Genomic DNA, 18,984 nt, shown 5'->3' on the forward strand with positions numbered 1-18,984 from the left:
GCTCAAGAGCTTACTGGTAGCAGTGGTGAGTGCAGTTCTGTGCAAATGCTGCAGGACTGATGTGCGTAGCAAGTGCTGGCGTCTCTGGCCGTTGTTTAGGTTTGTTCTACGGCGTGGACGTGCCTATGTGGGAGTGCTTGGTTTTAGCGTGATGCATAAGCGCTAGTAAGTGGGGATGGCCATAATGTTTGGCCAGATGAGTTGATTGCGCTGCAATAAGCTGATGGGCTGATAGGCTGATGCGAGATGATCGAGTTGGGTTTACGCTTTTAGTTATTGCTGGGCAGTAACCTTGGTGTTTTCATCGCGCTTGACCGCATCTTGCAAGTGCTGACGGGCAAGCTGTTGCTGCTTGTAGAAAGTAGCAGCATCGGTTTGCTCTTTTACCTTGGTAGTGAACTTAGTGATATTGTGCTTAAGTGCGTAGGCAGACATGCCAGGCTGCTTTAGTCTGCCGGTTTGGGCCTTAGGAGCATTGCTTGGCTCCTTAGGCATGGCACTATTTCCAATCTGAATTGGGTCGCCTAAGAAAGTAGGCTGAGTGTTCCAAAAGTAGATATCGAAGATGCACTTAATTCTGGCAAAGAACTCTCTTACATAAACGCTGTAGTGAGAGAGGATAGACTTTGGATCAGATGCATTAAAGGCAATTGCTTCCATACCTAAGTTCTTAGCAATGAACAGAGCACGCTCGTTGTGGAACTCTTGAGAGATGATGGTGACACTCTTGAGCATAAAGACCTTGTTGGCACGCGCTACTGAATCAATAGTAGAGAATCCAGCATAGTCAGAGACGATGCGATCTTTAGGAACGCCAGCCTTGATTAAGGCATTAGTCATCTGACGTGGCTCATTGTAAGAGATGTGCTGATTGTCACCAGAGACCAAAACATAATCGATCTTACCTTTACGGTAGAGCATAGCTGCTGCACGAATACGATTGGTGAAGAATGGGTTTGGATTACCATCTGACATCTTAGAGGATGTGCCGAGCAATAAGCCTACCTCATTATGAGGAATGTTATTGAGCGAATCGTAAGTGTCAAAAGCGCTAGCAGAGATTCTGAATAAGGCTAAGACAACAAAGATCAAGAAGCTGAGTAAGCAGATAAGCGAAATGTAGCTAAGTGCTCGGATGAAGTTTCCGAACTCGCTATCAAAGCCATTGCCATCAGAGGAGCGCTTTCTCTTTTTCACGTGTCCAACCTTTTAATGATGCTCTGCTATGTGCATAAGCATTGCTTAAATTATGAGAAATAAAGCCTTTGCTTAGGCCAATGTCTGCCTAGTGTAGCATGTTTGTGCTGATAGGCTGCGCTTATTGTTATCCTGCACAACAACCGCGCTTAACTTCGATACAAATATGCAAGATATTTACACTTTGCAGCGGTTTTGCATGACTTATATGCATGTTGCATCCGTATTAGCATGGCATGGATGCATAATGCATCACTATTAGCAGGCTTTTATGCAAGAAGTCGCTTTGCAAGGCAACGCTGCGGTGTGTTATAGACTCTGCAGCGCTGTTGCAGAGTAAGTGCGCATTGTGCTGCACTGCTGCCGTGAGGCAGCATATTGCTCTTTGTGTGCAGTCGTGTGCTTTTAGAGCAGGTGCTTTACAAATTCGTACTTAGGCAGTTTGTCGTAGAGCATTTCGATCTCTTCGGCGCTGTTAAAGCGTACGCGCACGGTATAGGAAACGTACTTGCCATTAGCCGAGTTGCGTGAATCAATCACGCCATCAACTGAGGTGCACTCAGGTATGAGCTCATTTAAGATATCAACAAGCTTGATTGGCTGTGAATCTTCGTTATTCACGATGATGCGCATGTGCTGATCACATGGGAACTCAAGTAACTCTTTAAACTTGTACTGAGCCATAATTTTACCTACAAAAACATGGCAGCCCAAAGGCTGCCTTAATGAATCTAAGTAATAAAACCACTGTAGCTACAAAAGCTGTTGTGCTTTTAAGCCTTGCCTTGCTTAAGCCTCGCCTTGTTTAGGCCTTGTATCGCATAGGCCTGTCGCTACGTAAGCGATTTTTGCTTAAGGCGGTGTTGCTAAAGCTTTTGGCTGTATAAGTCGCTGTTGCTTAGGCTTGTGGCTGTATAAGCCTGCTTGTGTTGCTGATGCAAGGCTTTAGTTATGATGGCTGTTACTTGCCAAAGGCCATCATAATGCGATCCCATATACGGGATAAGAAGCCGCCTTCGCGAACATCTTCAGCTGCAACTAATGGGTACTGAGCTAAGATCTTATCGTTGAGCTTAAAGTCGATGGTACCAAGCTGAGTGCCAGCCTTAATTGGGGCCTCAAAGGTAGCCTGATTTAAAGCATAAGAGATCTTGATACTCTGCTGAGCGCCACGTGGGATCATGATGTTAACTGGGGAGTTAATCGCTAAGTTAACAGTGTCACGATCGCCTAAACGTACAGGACGGTTTAAGAGGATCTTACCCTGCTCAAATGGCTGATAGGACTCAAAGTAGCGGAAGCCATAAGAAAGCATCTGCTTTGAGAAAGAGGCACGATCAGATTCACTCTTAGCACCAATGACAGTGCCGATAAGACGCATATTGCCCTGAACTGATGAGGATACTAAGTTGTAGCCTACAGCAGAGAGGTGACCAGTCTTGATGCCGTCTACATTTAAAGTCTTATCCCATAACAGACGGTTACGGTTAGTCTGCTTAATGCCGTTGAAGGTAAATGACTTTTCAGAGTAGAGCTTATACTCCTCAGGTAAGTCACGAATTAAGGCACGGCCTAAGATAGACATGTCATAAGCAGTAGAGTAGTTCTGCTCATCAAATAAACCGTGAACGTTGGCAAAGTGAGTGTTGTTCAGACCTAATTGCTTAGCATAGGTATTCATAACACTGACGAAGCCTTCTTCAGAGCCAGCGAGCACAATAGCTAAAGCTACGCATGCATCGTTACCAGACTGAATCACAATACCCTTGTTAAGATCGCTAACCTTAACCTTCTTGCCTACCTCGATGAACATCTTGGAGGAGTCAGAGTACTTGTCTAAAGCAGCCCATGCGCTCTCAGGGATGGTTACATAGCTCTCAGGATCAAGACGACCAGCCTTGATCTCCATACCAATAACATAAGATGTCATCATCTTAGTTAAAGATGCTGGCCAAATACGCTTGTGCTGATCGCGCTCAAAGAGTACCTGACCAGTGGCATAGTCCATTAATACCCATGACTCAGCATTAAAGGTTGGAGCCTCAGGAATAACGATTGGAGCAGCTGGAGCAGGGCTTGGTCCATTGGCAGTTGGAATAGCTGCAGGGGCTGCTGACTGTTGGGCACGAACAGCGGCAAATGGATCTGGGATCTGCTCGGCAAAAGAATTTGGGGCGATAAAGAAAGTGCCTAATGCAAACACTAGAGCATATTGCAGTTTCTTAAAGCCCTTACGGCTAAAAGTCGTAAGTTTGTGTCCGTTGCTGTGATCCATGCTTCCTCCGAAAAAATCAAACTGCCATATGCAGTTTAGCAATCTTGATAGCTACTTTAGCTTTGTAGCACACAGTGCAGGAAACTCTAGGCTAGAAGTCATTTCTTGCCGTAAAACTACCTGCACTGCAAACTAAAAGCGCACCTTAAGAGTCAAGCTCTTAACAAAACAAAACGATCTAAACCATGCACTCATTTCTAAGGCTAAGATCATTGCATTGCAATTTATGCTTGGCAATAGCTTTGTCAAGAAAGCTATTTTAGTGATCTCTTAAGGCACATCAAGGTCAGCGACAGGATCGCTGACCTTGCAAAGTTTGGATAATTATCCAAGGTTTAACTGCACCAAAGTGCAGCTAAGGTTGATTAAATTTCTAGCACGTAATCTTAGAGGTGCTTAATGAAGGCATCAGGGTAGCCTAATTGCTTCATGTACTCTAAGGTAGTGTGCAGATCGCTATTAGAGAGCGGTCCAACACGTACGCGGAAGAGGTTTTCCTCTTGCATAATGACTACAGGAAGAGGAGTTTGAGCTCTTAACTTAGCCTGTAGCTTAGATGCACCTGCTTGAGTTGAGGAGCTAAAGACCTGTACATAGCTGGTACCAGGAATAGCTGGGGTAATCTTGAACTCATCAGTAGACTGCACAGTAGTGGTTTGTACGGTTGTACTCTGAGTTACAACTGCAGCTGGTGGTGCTGCGTAATCTACGGTGTAGTTGGTAGTGCTGTTAGTATCAGCTACAGCACGTGGAGCAGGAGCTGCGCGTCCTTTTTTGTCATCATCGCCTAATGTATTTTCGATGATCTTGCCTGCTACATAGATGCCTGCGCCAATAGCTGCTGCAGTACCTGACTTAGGAGGCTTTGATACAGATGAGCCATTGCCAAAGACGCCATTTAACACACCAGCGATGACCTGACCGCCAACGCCTTGGGTCTTATCTGAAACATTGGAGCTACCACGTACATTGATAAGCTCAAGCTTAACCTTGGCCGTACCCTTGCGGGTCATATCAATAGCTTTAGCCGCACCTTCAGATAAGTCAATAATACGAGAGCCGTGGAATGGGCCGCGATCGTTAACACGCACGATTACGGCTTTGCCATTTTCAAGGTTGGTTACCTTTAAATAAGATGGTAAAGGTAAGTTCTTGTGAGCTGCAGTAAAGCCGCGCTGATCATAGCGCTCACCATTAGAGGTGTTATTACCGTGGAAGCCTGGACCATACCAAGATGCAGTACCAACTTCCTGATAAGAACTGCAGCCTGTCCATACCATATAGTTTTGGCCTAAGACTTTGTAGTCTTTGTTACCGCCACGAGAAACAGGCTCGTACTTTGGCTTAGCGCCAGGTACACCCTTGACGATGACTTTTTCTGACTGTGGGTATGGCTTGGTCTTGTTTGGACCAGTACCGTAGGTATAGCCATCACCTGCCTTAGAGCCATGGGTGGTAGTAACTACATCATCTAAGCTAGATGCGCAACCGTTGAGTAACAGCGCACTACAACCAAAAGCAGCCACTAAGATGAGACTGCTGAATTTGAGCTTGTTAGCCTTCATAAACTATATAGATTTTAAGATTGAATGAAAAAACTGTTGAACCCGCTAAAGTAAATCTAAATCCACTGCCTTAAAGCATCTTAAGCATGCATATGCATACTTGCTGCAGCTTGCACCAGAGTCACTAGATAACTCTTATTGCCAAGATCATAGCTTTGCCCTTACTTGCTCATATGAGCCTAAAAGCGAAGTGGCCTTTTACTGCTCATATGAGCCACAACGCAGAGCATAAAGAGAGGAGCTCTTTTTATTTAAGCTAGCAAGGCCATGATCTCGTACTTATCTTGGCAAGGCTATGAGTGTTAGTTCATTTGGGCAAGGCCATGAGTGATAGCCTGTTGTGGCCTTGCCTGTAGCAACGAAGCTACTAAGCGGGTTGTGTAAATTGGTCCTTACTGGGTCTTGCCCTTAACTGGAACGTAAGTGCCCTGGTTTAACTTGGCCTGACGATAGCCCTGAGCAATAGCCTCAGAGAGCTCGAAGACGGCACGAGCATAAAGTGGGCTCTTGTTATAGCGAGTAATGGTGTAGAAGTTTGACAGAGCAACTTGGTAGTCATACTTACCACCCTCAAGCTCGAATGCGTACAGACGAACCTTTTGATCAGAGGTGAGTGCCACCTTGGTGGTGATACCAGCAGCAGTTAACTCATTTGGAGTTAAATCCCACTCCTTTTTAACTAACTTATCTAAAGTAGCCTTGGAAACGCCCTGACCTTTAACACCCTTTAAGTGCACTGGATACATAACAGCAGCGCCAGTAGTCCAGCCATGACCTCTAAAGTAGTTAGCTACAGAGCCGATAGCATCAGAGCTGTTGTTAAAGAGGTTAACGTGCTGATCACCATCAAAGTCGATGGCAAAGTTTAAGTATGAGCTTGGCATGAACTGACCCATACCCATAGCGCCAGCGTATGATCCCTTGATGTCAGTTAAGTTCCAGCCTTCACGCTGAGCAAGCTTTACGTAGTTGGCAAACTCTTTTGAAAAGTAAGCCTGACGAGCTGGGTAGTGGAAACCTAAGGTATAGAGTGCATCTAATACCTTCCAAGTGCCCATAGAAGAACCATAGAAGGTCTCAACACCGATAATGGCACAGATGATCTCTGGAGCTACACCGATCTCATTACGAGCACGCATAAGCTCTTGCTCGTGCTTTAAGTAGAACTCAACACCGCCTTGAATGCGCTTATCTGTCATAAAGAGCTTGCGGTACATATACCATGGCTTGCCCTCATAAGGACGATTCATGGCATCGATGATCTTCTGCTGATACGTAGCTGCAGTGATAGCTTGATTTAAAGCACTGCGCTCAACACCTGCATACTTAGCAAGTTCGTCTAGATTTACATCAGCTGCTTGAGCTGAAGCAGAGATGGTAAAGGTAGCACTAGTTAAGGCTAATGCACTGGCAGTTACGAAAAGAGAGGACTTGATTTGCTTAAACATTGCGATGGGCTCTGTCAGTCAGATAAGAGGCCGTATCAGAAAGGCTACAAAGGGCCAATCTGCCATATAAAATCACCTCTGATCTTGAGCTTAAAACTCTCACAACATCAGAGGAATTGCATCTAGGACAAGTTTGTCCGAAATCCAATAGAATAGCACAAGTATGTGCTTTTATTAAGATCTTAAGATCGAAAGCAGCGCGATTTGACTTGCAAAGATCAGAGAGTTTTACAAGATCTCAAACTATCGTAGTTATCTTGCTTGTCAGTCCCAATTTAATTGAGTTTTTCGGCCTCACAAGTATGCCTGCAAAAACTTAGTTTAAGCTTAGTTTTGCTAAGATTAATACAAGTTTTTTTTTTAACCCAAGCCCCGTCCAAAAAACATGATCTTGCCATATGACAGCCATGATCTTTCTTAGTGTCTGTCAGGTCACCACGATCTGTAAGTAATGATCTCAACTACCTAAGATCTTAAGATCTCCACAACTCTGCAAAAAGATCATAGCCCACTCCAATACAATGCCTCAAACTAAGTAAAGATCACAGAGCGCCTTCTTCCTCGTCTTGCGTGCATACTGCTTGCCCGTCATCATGAGATCTTAGCTTTTTGAGTAGACCTCTTGCTTGCCATCATGACATCTTAGCTTTACGAGCGGAGCCTCTTAGCCATGTCCTTAAGATCTTAAAGGATTGGCAATATGCTGCGCTCTGCTAAAGGCATATGAGCAGGGAAAAACATCAAGATCTTGGGATGGCAGCAAGCTTAAGGCTGCTGCCAAGTAATGCTGCGATCTTATTTCATGATCTTGGCACGATCGTGAGCGTGGAGATCAGCTGCTTACGAGTGGTTGATGATCGCTTTTTTAGTTACGCGACGAGAAGTAGGTTTGTTTCTTGTGCGTGTGGATCGACATGATGATGCCGAAGGTAACGGCCAGAATAATCATCGAGGTTCCTCCATAACTTACCATTGGTAGAGGAACGCCTACTACTGGCAGAATACCGCTCACCATACCGATATTAATGAAAATATAGAACGGCAATGTGAAGGTATAAGTACCAGCTAAGATACGATCAAAGTTGCTACGAGCATTAAGAGTGATATAGACACAGCGAGAGATGATGAATAAGTAAATGCTCATCAAAATAAGGAAGCCGATAAGACCGGTTTCTTCAGCAAGAACTGCAAAGATAAAGTCGGTATGCGGCTCAGGGAGGAAGTCTAGCTGCGATTGTGAACCTTGTAGCCAGCCCTTGCCGTAGATGCCGCCTGATCCAATAGCGATCTTGGACTGAATAATGTGGTAACCAGCGCCTAGTGGATCCGATTCAGGATCAATTAAAGTGAGCACACGTTGCTTTTGGTAATCATGGAGAACATAGTTCCACATAATCGGGATCGCCACGCCTACCAGACCAATACCAGCTGCAATCCACCAGAAACTGAGGCCAGCTAGGAAAATAGCAATTACACCTGATACCGCTACTAAGATACCGGTACCAAGATCAGGCTGCAGCACGATGAGAATAGTTGGAGCGCCTACTAATAAGAAAGCCAAAATAATGTTGGTGTTCTTTGGTGGCAGGGAGTCACGGGCTAAGAACGCAGCAATAGTTAAAGGCATGGTGAGCTTTAAAAACTCGGAAGGCTGCAGACGCATAAAGCCGATATTTAACCAACGCTGTGCACCTTTAGAGATGTCGCCAAAGAGCTCCACTAACACTAGCATGATCAAGCTAAAGATATACAAGTACAAAGCACCTTTAGCTAGGTACTTTGGTGGGATCTGAGCAAAGAGGATCATGGCTGCAAAAGCTGCAGAAGTACGGACTACCTGACGCTCAAGCATATCGATATGCTGACCAGAAGCTGAGTACAGCACAAAGAGCGACAAGGCTAAACACATGAATAAACCTGAGAGCAATGGCAGGTCGATATGCCAACGCTGTAGCAGTGACAAGTTACCGTTGTCATCAGGCATTTCTAAGTTAGAGTTTTCTGATTTTGCCATCTTTGCTCTCACATGTGTTGCAAGTTACAAGCTCTTGCAGCATCAGTCTTATAGCTAAAAATTCTTTTTAACGCCAAACCATCAACCATGCCGCCATTGTACTTGGCTAAGCCGCCCACTTTACCAATGGTTTTGGCATGGAAGTGTTGGGGCAAGGGTTCTTAGTTAGGTGTGTCTTGAGTGTTCTTAGCGGACTTCAACCGTGCCGCCCATACCAAACTTCATGGTCTTAGGCTTTGAGCTGCCCATGTAGCCATTTGGATAAAGCTCAAAGTAGCGATCCATGAGCTTACGGACTACCGGAGCACCAACTGAAGAACCGCCACCGGCGTTCTCAAGAATGATACCAACTAAAATTCGTGGTCGATGATATGGGGCAAAAGCAACGAACAGCGCATTATCACGGTGCTCGGCTTTAAGCGCATCGGCGTTGTATTTTTCACCTTGCTTAATGGCCACCACCTGAGCAGTACCTGACTTACCTGCAGCCTTGTATTTAGTTCCTGCAAAGGCACGACGACCAGTACCTTCTGGGCCATTAACCACGAGGTACATGCCAGCGCGGCCTACATCGAAATAACTCTTGTCTTTGACCTTGAAGTAAGTGCTATTGAGCGGATCTTTAAAGGTCTGCTCGATCTTCATCGATTTAGGATCGACGATATCTTTCATCAAGTGTGGGGTAACAAAACGACCATGATTTGCCAGTACAGCATGAGCTTTCACAAGCTGAATCAAGGTAGTTGTCCAATATCCCTGACCAATACCAATAGGTACTGTATCACCTAGGTGCCATGGCTGTTTAAAGCGACGCTGTTTCCATTCAGCAGAAGGATTTACGCCTAAGGATTCTTCGGAGATATCCACTCCTGAGATCTTGCCAAAGCCAAATTGATCAAGATACTTGTTAATAGTACCGATACCAGCACGGTGCGCTAAATCGTAGAAGTAAGTATCTGCAGATACTTCAATTGCACGATAAGCATCTAACCAACCATGGCCCCAGGCACGCCAGTCACGGAAGCGGTGAGTAGAACCTGGCAGCATAAATGCCGGTTGACCAAAGAATGAAGAAGTTGGGGTAATGAGATTCTCATTTAAGCCCATAACGGTCAGAAGTGGCTTAATAGTCGATGCCGGAGAATAACCACCTTGGGTCACACGATTAATGAGTGGTCGTCCAGGGTTGTTAAGCAGCTGATTGAACTCCTTTTGACGAATGCCTCTAACAAAGAGGTTTGGGTCATAAGATGGATTGGAGTAAAAAGCTAAGATACCGCCAGTAGCAGGCTCAATTGCAACAATAGCACCCTTGTGATCGCCAAGTAATTCTTGGGCATAGTACTGCAGACGTATATCTAAAGTTAAGGTGATATCACGGCCATGAATTGGCGGATTGTACTTTAAGGTACGCAGAATCTGGCCGTGGCTGTTAACCTCAACCTCACGTGAACCAGTGATGCCATGCAGCTCGTCTTCATAGAACTTTTCAATACCGAGCTTACCAATAGCCTGTGTACCTTCGTAGTTATCAATCTTGCCTTGCTCAGTAAGATTGTCTACGTCGGTGGTGTTAATTCGAGATACATAACCGATGGCATGAGTGGTTGTGGTATCAAATGGGTAGTAGCGCTTTAAGTTAGAAGCGATCTGTACGTTTGGATAGCGATGGCGATTAACTGAGAACAGGGCGATCTGTTCTTCGTTAAGCTGATCGGCAATTTCTACACCGGAAAAACGCAGACGTGTGCGGGACTGACTTAAGATAGTTTTGATGTCAGACTCAGCTAAGTTTAAGGTTAAGAGCTTATCTAAGGCCTCAACTGTTTCTCGGGTGTCGATATTTTTATTTGGGAAAATGACTAAGTGGAAAACAGGGCGGTTTTCAGCTAAAACAACGTGGTTGCGATCGTAGATAATACCGCGCTGTGGTACTACTGGCAGTACACGAATACGGTTTACGTTAGAGCGAGTTTGATAGTCATCATAAGAGAGCACCTGCAGGTAGTACAGGTTGCCAAATAAGATCGCAAAGCAGACAAAGACAACGCAGCAGCCAATGAACACGCGCAGACGGAAAATGCGATTCTCCTGCTCGACATTTTTTACTTTAATGGCCGAGTTCTGCTTGAGCTTGCGTTTCTTATCTTTCTTATTGAATAGAGCACGCTCTTTCTCTTTGCGTTTTTTGGAAAACACAGACTACTTCCTAACACTCTTCCTGAACGCAGGACTCAAACATACTACAGCCAAAGCTATAGCAACCACAAAAGTTGCACCATGCTAAGAGCCACAAGAGGCATCTAAACTAAGCGCAATCACTAGATATTGCACTAGAGCATCTCGCATCATGCTCAAATTATCTCTAGTGACTAACTTGTGCTGCCACCAATCATGTGCGCAAGTTATCGCTGCACCTCATGCAAATGCCACTAAGCAACAGCTAGTAACCAAATGCCACTAAGCTAATGTCAGCTGCCAAAGGCATCACGCAAATGCCGTCAGGCAACGGCCTTTAGCAAAATGTATTTAGCTAACAGCCATCAACACACTAAGTTGCGATTGAACTAATGTAAGCCAATCTAAGCTTATGGGCATAGAAAATGGCATAGCTTAGTTAAAGCAAGTGGCTATAACTTTACTCGCGGTGATATGGCATACCAGCATCAATGCTATAGGCACGATACAGTGCCTCTGCAATTACTACGCGTACCATTGGGTGAGGCATAGTAAGCTTAGATAGAGACATGGTCTCGTTAGCTTTGCTTAAAACCTCTTGAGTAAGGCCCTCTGGACCACCAATGATGATGACAACATCACAGCCCATTTGCTGATAGTCATGAACCTTAGAGGCTAGCTCCATCGAGGTAAACTGCTTGCCATGCTCATCAAGAGCAATGATGTGGGCGCGTTTTGGTAAAGCCTCTAAGATGGCCTTGGCCTCAATTTCCTTAGCCTTGCCGGAGGTTGACTTACTCACGCGGCGTACTGGCTCAATTTCTTGGAGCACTAACTGCATATGAGGAGGCATACGCTTTTGGTACTCGGTAAAACCAGTAGTCACCCACTGTGGCATCTTAGTGCCAACAGCTAACAGTATAAACTTCACGTCCCACCCCAAACAGGCATTGTATATAGTATTGCAGCCAAGATAGCTTCACTAACCTAAGTGTACGTGAAGCTATGAGCATCAGTCTTAATCAAAAAGGATTAAGGCTTTAAGCTAAAGTAGGCTTAGGCCTCAGACTCAGAAAGACCAGCAGCCATGGACTGATAGAGGTTTTCAAGCTGATAGCGCTCACGCTCAGACTCTTGCATGACGTGAACCATTACTACACCAACGTCAGCAATAACCCACTTACCCTCTTGCTCACCAGAAAGAGAAACGCCATGAATGTCGTGCTTAGCAAGGTGCTCAACTAAACGATCGGCAACAGCGCAGACGTGACGGTTAGAAGTACCGGTGGCAATAACCATTACATCGGTAATTGAGCAGTGCTCACGTACGTCAATTGAAACCATTTCCTGGGCCTTAGAAGAGTCTAATGAGGCCATAACGAGATCTAAAATCTCTTCGGTGGTGTAATCTTTTGAACTGATCAAGAGAGTTTCTTCCCAAAAATCTTATACAAGCTCTGTGCAATGCTTTTAACTAAGCAGTCAGTAGATGCATGAGTACATCATCGTCGATGTATGTTTGCATCAATGGTAATGGCACACAGAAAGCGAAAATAAGCAAAATGTCTTCGCGCTAACATCTATGTTAAAGCCATATTTAATAAAGTTAGTCTCAAAGCAAAGCTGAAACGATAACTTATACAAAAGCCAAACGGCTTTTGCAAGCGTTTTTTGATTTGTATGACGAAATTAGTCAGCAAGTAGTCTGCAGTTTATGTAATTAGACATCTTAAGTGCGTTTTGGTTTCACCACAGAGGCAAAAAATCTTAGCAAAACCCAAAGCAACAATCAGCGCAAATACTAAAGGCCCAATTCATCCTAGCCATCACCATAAGCTGATCTTCAAGAAAGATATTAGCTAGATAGATTATTAGAGCGCACAGCTACTACGCCATTCTTTTAGAAGCCTTAGCTGTACCTGCCAAGCCTAGCACTGACTATGTTTTGCAAATACAAACTTGCTAATTCTTTCCTAACATAGCAAGGCTAGAGTGGTGGTAGAGAGTTTAGTTATGAGGATTTCAAATGAATACTAAATTGATATCACTGCTCAGCGCCTTATTTCTAGCCACTGTGCTCAGTGCTTGCAGCTCTAATGCAGATAATGTTGTCAATGAGCAAGAGGCTTCTCAAGCAGATGAAAAGTCAGGCTCAACTTCAACATGGGAAGAAACCTATGTGAATGATGTCTACCCAGATATCTCATAGCAATCACGCTGCTCAGCCGCTTGCGACACGCTGCAGCCTAGTTGCAGAGCGTGTTTGTGGACAGCTGGTTGCAGCAGCCTAGAGGGAGCTGCTGCTGGTTGCAGCGCGTATTTTGTGGGCTGGTAGCTGCAGCTTAGTTGGGGCTGCAGCTGTTATTGATGGCTGTGTTTGAGTTAGAAGTAGAAATGCTTGAAAACGCCTACTTGCAGGCGGTCACACAGGGCAGTTAAGAACTCAGCTGAGTTTGATGGGAGACGCAGACCAGTTTCGTTCATGAGGCAAGAGGTCTCGCCCTTAGCATCCTTAAGCTCGGATTGATGAGTTAAGAAAGCTGAAACGTACTTAAAGGCTGCATAGAGGTTTTGAGCAAACTCGCTGTCCTTAAGTTTTGGATCCATGATGCTCTCAGACTCATTCCAATCTACCTCAGGAAGATTGTCGTCACGTTCAAGAATAGTAAGTGGCTCATCATCTTCATTAGAGATCATGAAATAGCCCATCTCACGGACTAAATCACAAATAGCCTTGTCCTCATCTAAGGTGAAGGTGACGCTATTGTTAAGCCATGATCCGTCATAGCAAAATGAGATTGCAATTTCGTCTAAGAAGACATTTTTGTCGGTGGTGTTGGTGCTAACTAAGCTTGGAGCAAAGCTATCGTCCTTTGGCTTATTGTAAGACAGACGGCCAATCATCAGACCACTTAAACGACCGCACTCAGGGCATTCGCTAAGATCAAAGACTAAGTTCCAAGCAGGCATCTTGTAAAAGAGATCGCAGGTGTTTAATAACACGGGATCGCCGTGATCTTTAGCTTTTACATGGATGATCTCGCGGTTTAATGCGAGTGACTGATAGAGCATTGGAGTGGTCAGAGCGCCAGTAAGATCATCGTGATCGGCGCTTTGTACATTAAAGAATGACTCTGACATGCCCTTGCCATCCATGTTCAAGAGAGCCTTAGCCACCTTGTACATATCAGCATAGACACTGTGAGTGGTGCTTAAGGTTGAGGTGCCTTTGTAATTGCTTAAGATGGCATTGATGATCTTGTTAGCCTCTAAAGCTGCACCAGAGAGCTCGGCACTATCTTTATTTGCACCACCTTTTGCGCTAGCAGAGCCCTCTTTATCTGCATGGCTCTTGCCTTTACCACCTTTGTTGCCGCCTTTGTTAGCTTGCTGAGCTTTGTTTTGCATATGCTCAACGTGCAGACGGAATAGGTTGTGGAAATCTGAAGTAGCCTCATCATCCATTGCAAGGTCTTCAAAATAGTCTGCAGCGGCGCAGATGAGGTTAGTTAAAAAGGCCTGCTCGTTCTCAGTCATAAAATTTTACGCGCACTCATTAATACAAGCAGGCAGTGGTGGCATATGTGATCACCACAGTGCAAGCTGCATTAAATGACGCGTCCTCCAAAATATATGTTAACGATGGACAAGATGAGACTACATTGCCTCTAAAGTTCGTCTTATGTGAGGCAAGGTAGTGCTTTGATTACCAGCATCTTTAAGCTGGTATTGCTTTAATTACTAGCAAATTTAAGCAGGTAGTGCTTTGATTGCCAGTAAGTTTAAGCTTTGAGTGCTTTAGTCAAGGTACAGATGGGTAACAGCTGATGGGGTGCCGATAAGCTCGAATGGATCGTTTGGATCAATGCGGGTATTGGCACTTGGGTTGGCTGCAAAAGAGGTCTTATTACCCTGAGCATCCTTAAGCTCATCACTGTGCTTTAGGACATAGCATAAGTAAGAAACAATGAGCTTCACAAACTCATGGTTTTCAGCAGCCTGAGCCTTAACTTCCTCAACATTTTCACCCTCAATCCAGGTGCTATCAAAGAGGTTGTCGTTAAAGAAAGCAAAGGTAGCATCGATAGACTGACCAACAGTAGTGGTCTCATCAATGGCAATGGTAGGACCAAGATCAAACTTGCCGTCTTTAAAGAAGATTAAGGTAGACAGATAGTTCATCACTGAGGCTGGTTCACCGGCTACTTTAACGCTTGCCTTGAGCTCTTCAGGCATATCATCAGGTGCATTTGGGATTTGACCAATGAAGGAGCGAGCAAAGCTAATACCGGCTACTTCTTTGCCTAAGTACTTGATGTCGTGATCCATTACATTGATTAACACCGACCACTGAGGGAGTTTGATAAGCTCGGCGGTGTTTAACTTTAAGTCTTCGCCATTAGCTACTTGAGGAGCCATGTGAACAATAGTTCTGAGCTTTTCGGCTGGAAGCAAGTGGTTGGCAATTAAAGGTAAGTAGAGATCACCCTCAACACTGTTGCTCTGCTCATCAGCATTCTTATCGCCAAATACATCTGGCTTAATCTCAAGAAAACCAAAGATAGCTAGCAGCATGTCAATTGATACATAGGCAGTATCAGTAGGCCATGGTGCACCATCAGCAAAGTTATTCTTAATGCTGCTGCAGCGGCCCACGTTTACGGCCTTGCTAAGCGGAGCTGCATCAGCAATCACGCCATCGATGAGCTCATGAATAGACTTGTCAAAGTCAGCTGCATCAGTAAAACAAATAGTTTTCACTTGTTCCAAGATATATTTCCTCCAAAATAATGAGTCATCTTACCACAAGCCCATAAAGACAATATGAGACAAACTATCCTAGCTCGCCTCATAAACAATACTTTATGCATAATACAAATAATGCTTTGCGCTCATATCCATAATGCGTGCTGATGATCCTGCAAATAAGGCTTTGCTGAACCAGCAAATTATGCTTTGCGCATCCAGCACCATTTGACCAATGGCGATCTTAAAATCTCTTCGATCTTAAGAATGGACTTGCACTCAAGGACTTAGTCAAGGTAGAGGTTGCTTGCTCTCTTGTGATTGCTATAAATACGGCTTTTGAAAGTCTCCATATACAGGTCTTTAGGTGGATTAGGCCTAAATGAAGCACGCTTGCCTGATGCAGTGTGTAGTTTGTCTAAATTGTCGAGAAGATAGAGTAAGTAGCAGAGCATTTCAGATGCAAAAGTGATGTCGTGGTTGGAAAATTCTAAGATTTGCCTATCAGAGTAGCGCTCATGTGGAGGACGGTTCTTTCTATAGGATATGAGGCGATTTCTTGCAGCATCTAAACAGTCTAAAATGGTCTTACTATCATCAAGTGGAATGTCGCAAATATGGAAGTACCGACGATCCGAGACGTATGCCATCAGATTCAAAAATCTATATGGCTTGGTCTTCTGACCTTTGCGTTTTGCAGATTGATTATCTGATGCCTGATAGCCACTGCAAAAGCTAATAGCACAAATATCTTCGTCGTTGTAGGTAAGTTCATTACCCATTACATTCATAACCACGGACCATTGAGGCAGCTTACAAAGCTTTTTAGCGCTTTGCCTAAATGATAAAAAATCTAAAGGCACATATGGCATATTCACCACAGTACGTAGCTTCTGAAGACACAAAAAGTGAGTAGCTAAACGAATGTACTTCTGATGATAGTCAAAGATGCCAGCATCTTCTTCATCCATAAGATTCTCTGCAAATACTCCATTTGTTGCTGTAGCAAGAGAAGCCATCATGACATCTACAGAGGCGTAGACGGCATCATAATCCCATTGCATGTCCTTGAATTCTTTTGCTTTAGATTTTGGAAAACTACAAACGAATTGATTGATAAGCTCGCTTAGTCCGTCTACTTGAGATAAATCATAATCGTTATATGCAATAAGCTGCTTATTGAATTCTTCTCGTGTGCTGAAATATTGTTCTTGGTTTAGAAACATATGCATATTCCTAGTTTAGTTAAGATGGAGACTCATTTTCAAAGAAACCATCATGGTTAATTTCTGTGTCAGTGTATGACAATCTCAAGTCAGAACGCCAGATAGTTTTTGCAATGACTTAATTTGCACCATAGAAGTGGCGTGAGTAGATGATATCGATAACTTCTCCACTTAAAAGCTCATAAAGCTGCTTAGGAGCTTGCTTAGGACTTGAGGCAATGAGTTCACGCAATTGCGTGGATGAGACATCAAAATCTTGGTTCTGAGCAAAATGAAATTGATGGCCACATGCACAGCATGGTTCATTCTTACAGATATTTAAGTCATCACATGCAGATGGAGCATCCTCGCCCATGTTTAAGTGGAGTCGATCAGATGGCGTATCATCTTTGAGATTTAGTGTCTTACATGTAGATGGATCATGCTCGCTGAGATTTAGTGCCTTACAGGCAGATGCGCTGAGGTGGCGGCAAATGCACTCTTTGGTGTCAGCAATAAGATCATTTAGATCATAGCCAGGGCGGTTTAAGACAATGATGTCGCACAGCTCTATGATCTCTAAGCCGCGTTTCCAAGTATGCAATGCCAACAGTGAGTCCATGCCCATAATGAACGCAAAGCGATCGTTTGGATGTTCTTTACGTAGCTCAGTTAAGGTCTCGTAAGTATAGTGGGCAATGGAGGAGTCTTGCTCGGCAGTGCTGATCTCAAGAGGCAGATCGTGGCACTCAGCTAAGGCGGCCTTGAGCATATCCATACGCGCATCATATGGCAGCTTGACTGTATTTTTGTGCGGTGGCGAGGCATTAGGCATAAACATCAGCTTATCGAACTTAAAGTTCTTGATAAGCTCAATGGCAGTCTTGATATGTCCATTATGAATGGGGTTAAACGAACCGCCATAAAGCGCTATATATGCCATGACATGTCCTCAAATTATGCTTTGCTATCCTTGATGTGTTTTTGCCAATGCTTTGGCCATGCAAAGTTCTAGTTAAGTGCTATTTCACCTTTAGCCAAAGTTGAGGTAGCTTAGGTACTTGCTATACTAGGCAAAGAGGCCGTCAGAGAGATTGGTAACGGAGCGGCGATTAGCTAGACACATGCGCTGCAGGGCGCGATAGGCACCTTCAACATCAAAGTGGGAGAAAGCTTCACTTGCCTCTGTAAGACAGCGGTTTAAAAAGTCGAGCATCTCATCAGGCATGCTACGAATAGCTTTAAGATGTGCCTCTTGCGATGGAATGACCCTGATATTGTTGGCCATGAAGAATGCCATACGCTTATTGTAGTCAGCTTGATGAATGCCTTCTTTCTTGCCTTGATAAACTGCGTTGATGCTCTCATCCATACGTGAAATGAGTAAGGATACAGCAGCAGTTTTGTTCATGCCCTCACCAGAGCAGAAAGATGAAATGATGTTTAAAGCCTTAAGGCTGTCGGTAGAGAAAATGGCCACAGGTAGCTCAAAGCCAGTGTAGCGAGAGTCTTGAGTAAAGTAGACCTCAGCATCTTCAAGGCTTAAGGTGGCATTAGCATTATTACCCTCACGCATCATTTCCATAAGCTGCAGTGAGTGGTCAATAATGAGCAGATTGTTATCACAAGCTCTGGCGATGTAATCAATAGCGTTAGCATCAATAGTCACGCCATACTTGTGACCACGAGCACCAATCCAATTACGCAGCTCATCACCCTCTGGTGGATACATTGGTAAAAACTTAGCACCGACAGCAAGCATGTAGCCTACGGCTTCTTTTTTACGTGTCTCTAAAGATGGAGTGCGCTTACTCTTGCCTTTGGCCTTGTCTTTACCCTCAAGTAAGGCTGCACCGCTGCTGCCTGGAGCAAAGCTTAAGATGTGCTTTAAAGGAGTAGGATCAACTGGCTTTACATTGATGGTAGCTTTAGTTACACGTGGCAGATCGATAACGATAAATAAACCCGGTCTAAAGGAGCCAGCAATTAGTTTAAAGAGCTCTACAGCAGTAGCATCTAAGTCTTTTAAGATGATCTTGATGATGCGATCACCACCAAACAAGCCTGGATCACTCATCTCATTTTCTAAAAGCTTAAGATTGGGAGCTCCTCCAGCAGGGGAGAGGTCTGAGTGTGTAAAGAGCATAAACTCAGCATCAGGCAACTTGCTTCTGCCTAAGGCAATGAGCTCTTGTGAGCAGTCGAGTTTGAGCAGAGGATCATCTGAGCACATTACAAAGATGTCGCCGTTGCCGTAATTGTTTGTGGCCATGATTTCCCCTGTCTAACTAAGATGAATCTAGTGTTGCAAGATAAGATGCTGTGCGCTCTAAGCACTGCGATGCTATGAAAGCAC

At 44.4% G+C, this 18,984-nt stretch carries 15 protein-coding genes; 1 reads left to right on the plus strand and 14 read right to left on the minus strand.

All coding sequences use genetic code 11. From position 1 onward, the window contains the following. Positions 1-273 precede the first annotated feature (273 nt). From RDO37_RS08450 to rsfS, 9 genes are all read right to left on the minus strand, one after another. On the minus strand, positions 274-1,197 hold the full coding sequence (locus tag RDO37_RS08450; protein WP_308498773.1) for an ElyC/SanA/YdcF family protein: 924 nt from the start codon (positions 1,195-1,197) through the stop codon (positions 274-276). 405 nt (positions 1,198-1,602) lie between these two features. Further along, positions 1,603-1,881 (minus strand): DUF493 domain-containing protein, encoded by a 279-nt coding sequence (locus RDO37_RS08455; RefSeq protein WP_044122555.1) that lies wholly within the window; start codon positions 1,879-1,881, stop codon positions 1,603-1,605. A 277-nt stretch (positions 1,882-2,158) separates the two neighbouring features. Further along, positions 2,159-3,472: a serine hydrolase gene (locus tag RDO37_RS08460; RefSeq protein WP_281710155.1), complete on the minus strand. Its 1,314-nt coding sequence runs from the start codon at positions 3,470-3,472 to the stop codon at positions 2,159-2,161. 386 nt (positions 3,473-3,858) lie between these two features. Continuing rightward, positions 3,859-5,037 carry a septal ring lytic transglycosylase RlpA family protein gene (locus RDO37_RS08465; protein ID WP_308498774.1) on the minus strand — a complete coding sequence of 393 codons (1,179 nt, stop codon included), beginning with the start codon at positions 5,035-5,037 and terminating at the stop codon, positions 3,859-3,861. Positions 5,038-5,429: 392 nt separating this feature from the next. Beyond that, on the minus strand, positions 5,430-6,485 hold the full coding sequence (gene mltB / locus RDO37_RS08470) for a lytic murein transglycosylase B (RefSeq protein ID WP_281710157.1): 1,056 nt from the start codon (positions 6,483-6,485) through the stop codon (positions 5,430-5,432). Positions 6,486-7,350: 865 nt separating this feature from the next. Next, positions 7,351-8,499 (minus strand): rod shape-determining protein RodA, encoded by a 1,149-nt coding sequence (gene rodA, locus RDO37_RS08475; RefSeq protein WP_273326727.1) that lies wholly within the window; start codon positions 8,497-8,499, stop codon positions 7,351-7,353. Positions 8,500-8,685: 186 nt separating this feature from the next. Next, a complete protein-coding gene (mrdA, locus tag RDO37_RS08480; RefSeq protein WP_308498775.1) occupies positions 8,686-10,698 on the minus strand; it encodes a penicillin-binding protein 2 in 2,013 nt (670 codons plus the stop codon). Positions 10,699-11,137: 439 nt separating this feature from the next. Then, a complete protein-coding gene (gene rlmH / locus RDO37_RS08485; protein WP_027940527.1) occupies positions 11,138-11,608 on the minus strand; it encodes a 23S rRNA (pseudouridine(1915)-N(3))-methyltransferase RlmH in 471 nt (156 codons plus the stop codon). 125 nt (positions 11,609-11,733) lie between these two features. Then, positions 11,734-12,102 (minus strand): ribosome silencing factor, encoded by a 369-nt coding sequence (gene rsfS, locus RDO37_RS08490; protein WP_027940528.1) that lies wholly within the window; start codon positions 12,100-12,102, stop codon positions 11,734-11,736. Between the two features lie 601 nt (positions 12,103-12,703). On the opposite strand from rsfS, the gene RDO37_RS08495 reads away from it, so the two are divergent. Next, the gene (locus RDO37_RS08495) at positions 12,704-12,886 is read left to right on the plus strand and encodes a hypothetical protein (protein WP_308498776.1); all 183 of its coding nucleotides are present in this window, start codon (positions 12,704-12,706) and stop codon (positions 12,884-12,886) included. Positions 12,887-13,059: 173 nt separating this feature from the next. Here RDO37_RS08495 and RDO37_RS08500 read toward each other — a convergent pair whose 3' ends face one another. The 5 genes from RDO37_RS08500 to RDO37_RS08520 all read right to left on the minus strand — a co-directional run bounded on the left by RDO37_RS08500 (position 13,060) and on the right by RDO37_RS08520 (position 18,900). Further along, entirely contained in the window at positions 13,060-14,214 is a 1,155-nt protein-coding gene (locus RDO37_RS08500; protein WP_308498777.1) for a hypothetical protein, read from the minus strand. A gap of 261 nt (positions 14,215-14,475) precedes the next feature. Beyond that, positions 14,476-15,447 carry a hypothetical protein gene (locus tag RDO37_RS08505; RefSeq protein ID WP_308498778.1) on the minus strand — a complete coding sequence of 324 codons (972 nt, stop codon included), beginning with the start codon at positions 15,445-15,447 and terminating at the stop codon, positions 14,476-14,478. A gap of 263 nt (positions 15,448-15,710) precedes the next feature. Continuing rightward, entirely contained in the window at positions 15,711-16,649 is a 939-nt protein-coding gene (locus RDO37_RS08510) for a hypothetical protein (protein WP_308498779.1), read from the minus strand. 118 nt (positions 16,650-16,767) lie between these two features. Then, positions 16,768-17,571, minus strand: a complete 804-nt coding sequence (nadD, locus tag RDO37_RS08515) for a nicotinate (nicotinamide) nucleotide adenylyltransferase (RefSeq protein WP_308498780.1) — start codon at positions 17,569-17,571, stop codon at positions 16,768-16,770. Between the two features lie 126 nt (positions 17,572-17,697). Next, complete coding sequence (locus tag RDO37_RS08520; RefSeq protein WP_308498781.1) at positions 17,698-18,900, minus strand: hypothetical protein; 1,203 nt, start codon at positions 18,898-18,900, stop codon at positions 17,698-17,700. Between the last annotated feature and the right edge of the window lie 84 nt (positions 18,901-18,984).

Source organism: uncultured Anaerobiospirillum sp. (assembly GCF_902485895.1).
Classification (GTDB): domain Bacteria; phylum Pseudomonadota; class Gammaproteobacteria; order Enterobacterales; family Succinivibrionaceae; genus Anaerobiospirillum; species Anaerobiospirillum succiniciproducens.

Bases quoted from the DNA above. Each gene is read 5' to 3' on its own strand.
- RDO37_RS08465 (WP_308498774.1), bottom strand. From the start codon at position 5,037: ATGAAGGCTAACAAGCTCAAATTCAGCAGTCTCATCTTAGTGGCTGCT.
- rodA (WP_273326727.1), bottom strand. From the start codon at position 8,499: ATGGCAAAATCAGAAAACTCTAACTTAGAAATGCCTGATGACAACGGT.
- RDO37_RS08500 (WP_308498777.1), bottom strand. From the start codon at position 14,214: ATGACTGAGAACGAGCAGGCCTTTTTAACTAACCTCATCTGCGCCGCT.
- RDO37_RS08495 (WP_308498776.1), top strand. From the start codon at position 12,704: ATGAATACTAAATTGATATCACTGCTCAGCGCCTTATTTCTAGCCACT.
- nadD (WP_308498780.1), bottom strand. From the start codon at position 17,571: ATGGCATATATAGCGCTTTATGGCGGTTCGTTTAACCCCATTCATAAT.
- RDO37_RS08455 (WP_044122555.1), bottom strand. From the start codon at position 1,881: ATGGCTCAGTACAAGTTTAAAGAGTTACTTGAGTTCCCATGTGATCAG.
- RDO37_RS08460 (WP_281710155.1), bottom strand. From the start codon at position 3,472: ATGGATCACAGCAACGGACACAAACTTACGACTTTTAGCCGTAAGGGC.
- RDO37_RS08510 (WP_308498779.1), bottom strand. From the start codon at position 16,649: ATGTTTCTAAACCAAGAACAATATTTCAGCACACGAGAAGAATTCAAT.
- RDO37_RS08520 (WP_308498781.1), bottom strand. From the start codon at position 18,900: ATGGCCACAAACAATTACGGCAACGGCGACATCTTTGTAATGTGCTCA.
- mltB (WP_281710157.1), bottom strand. From the start codon at position 6,485: ATGTTTAAGCAAATCAAGTCCTCTCTTTTCGTAACTGCCAGTGCATTA.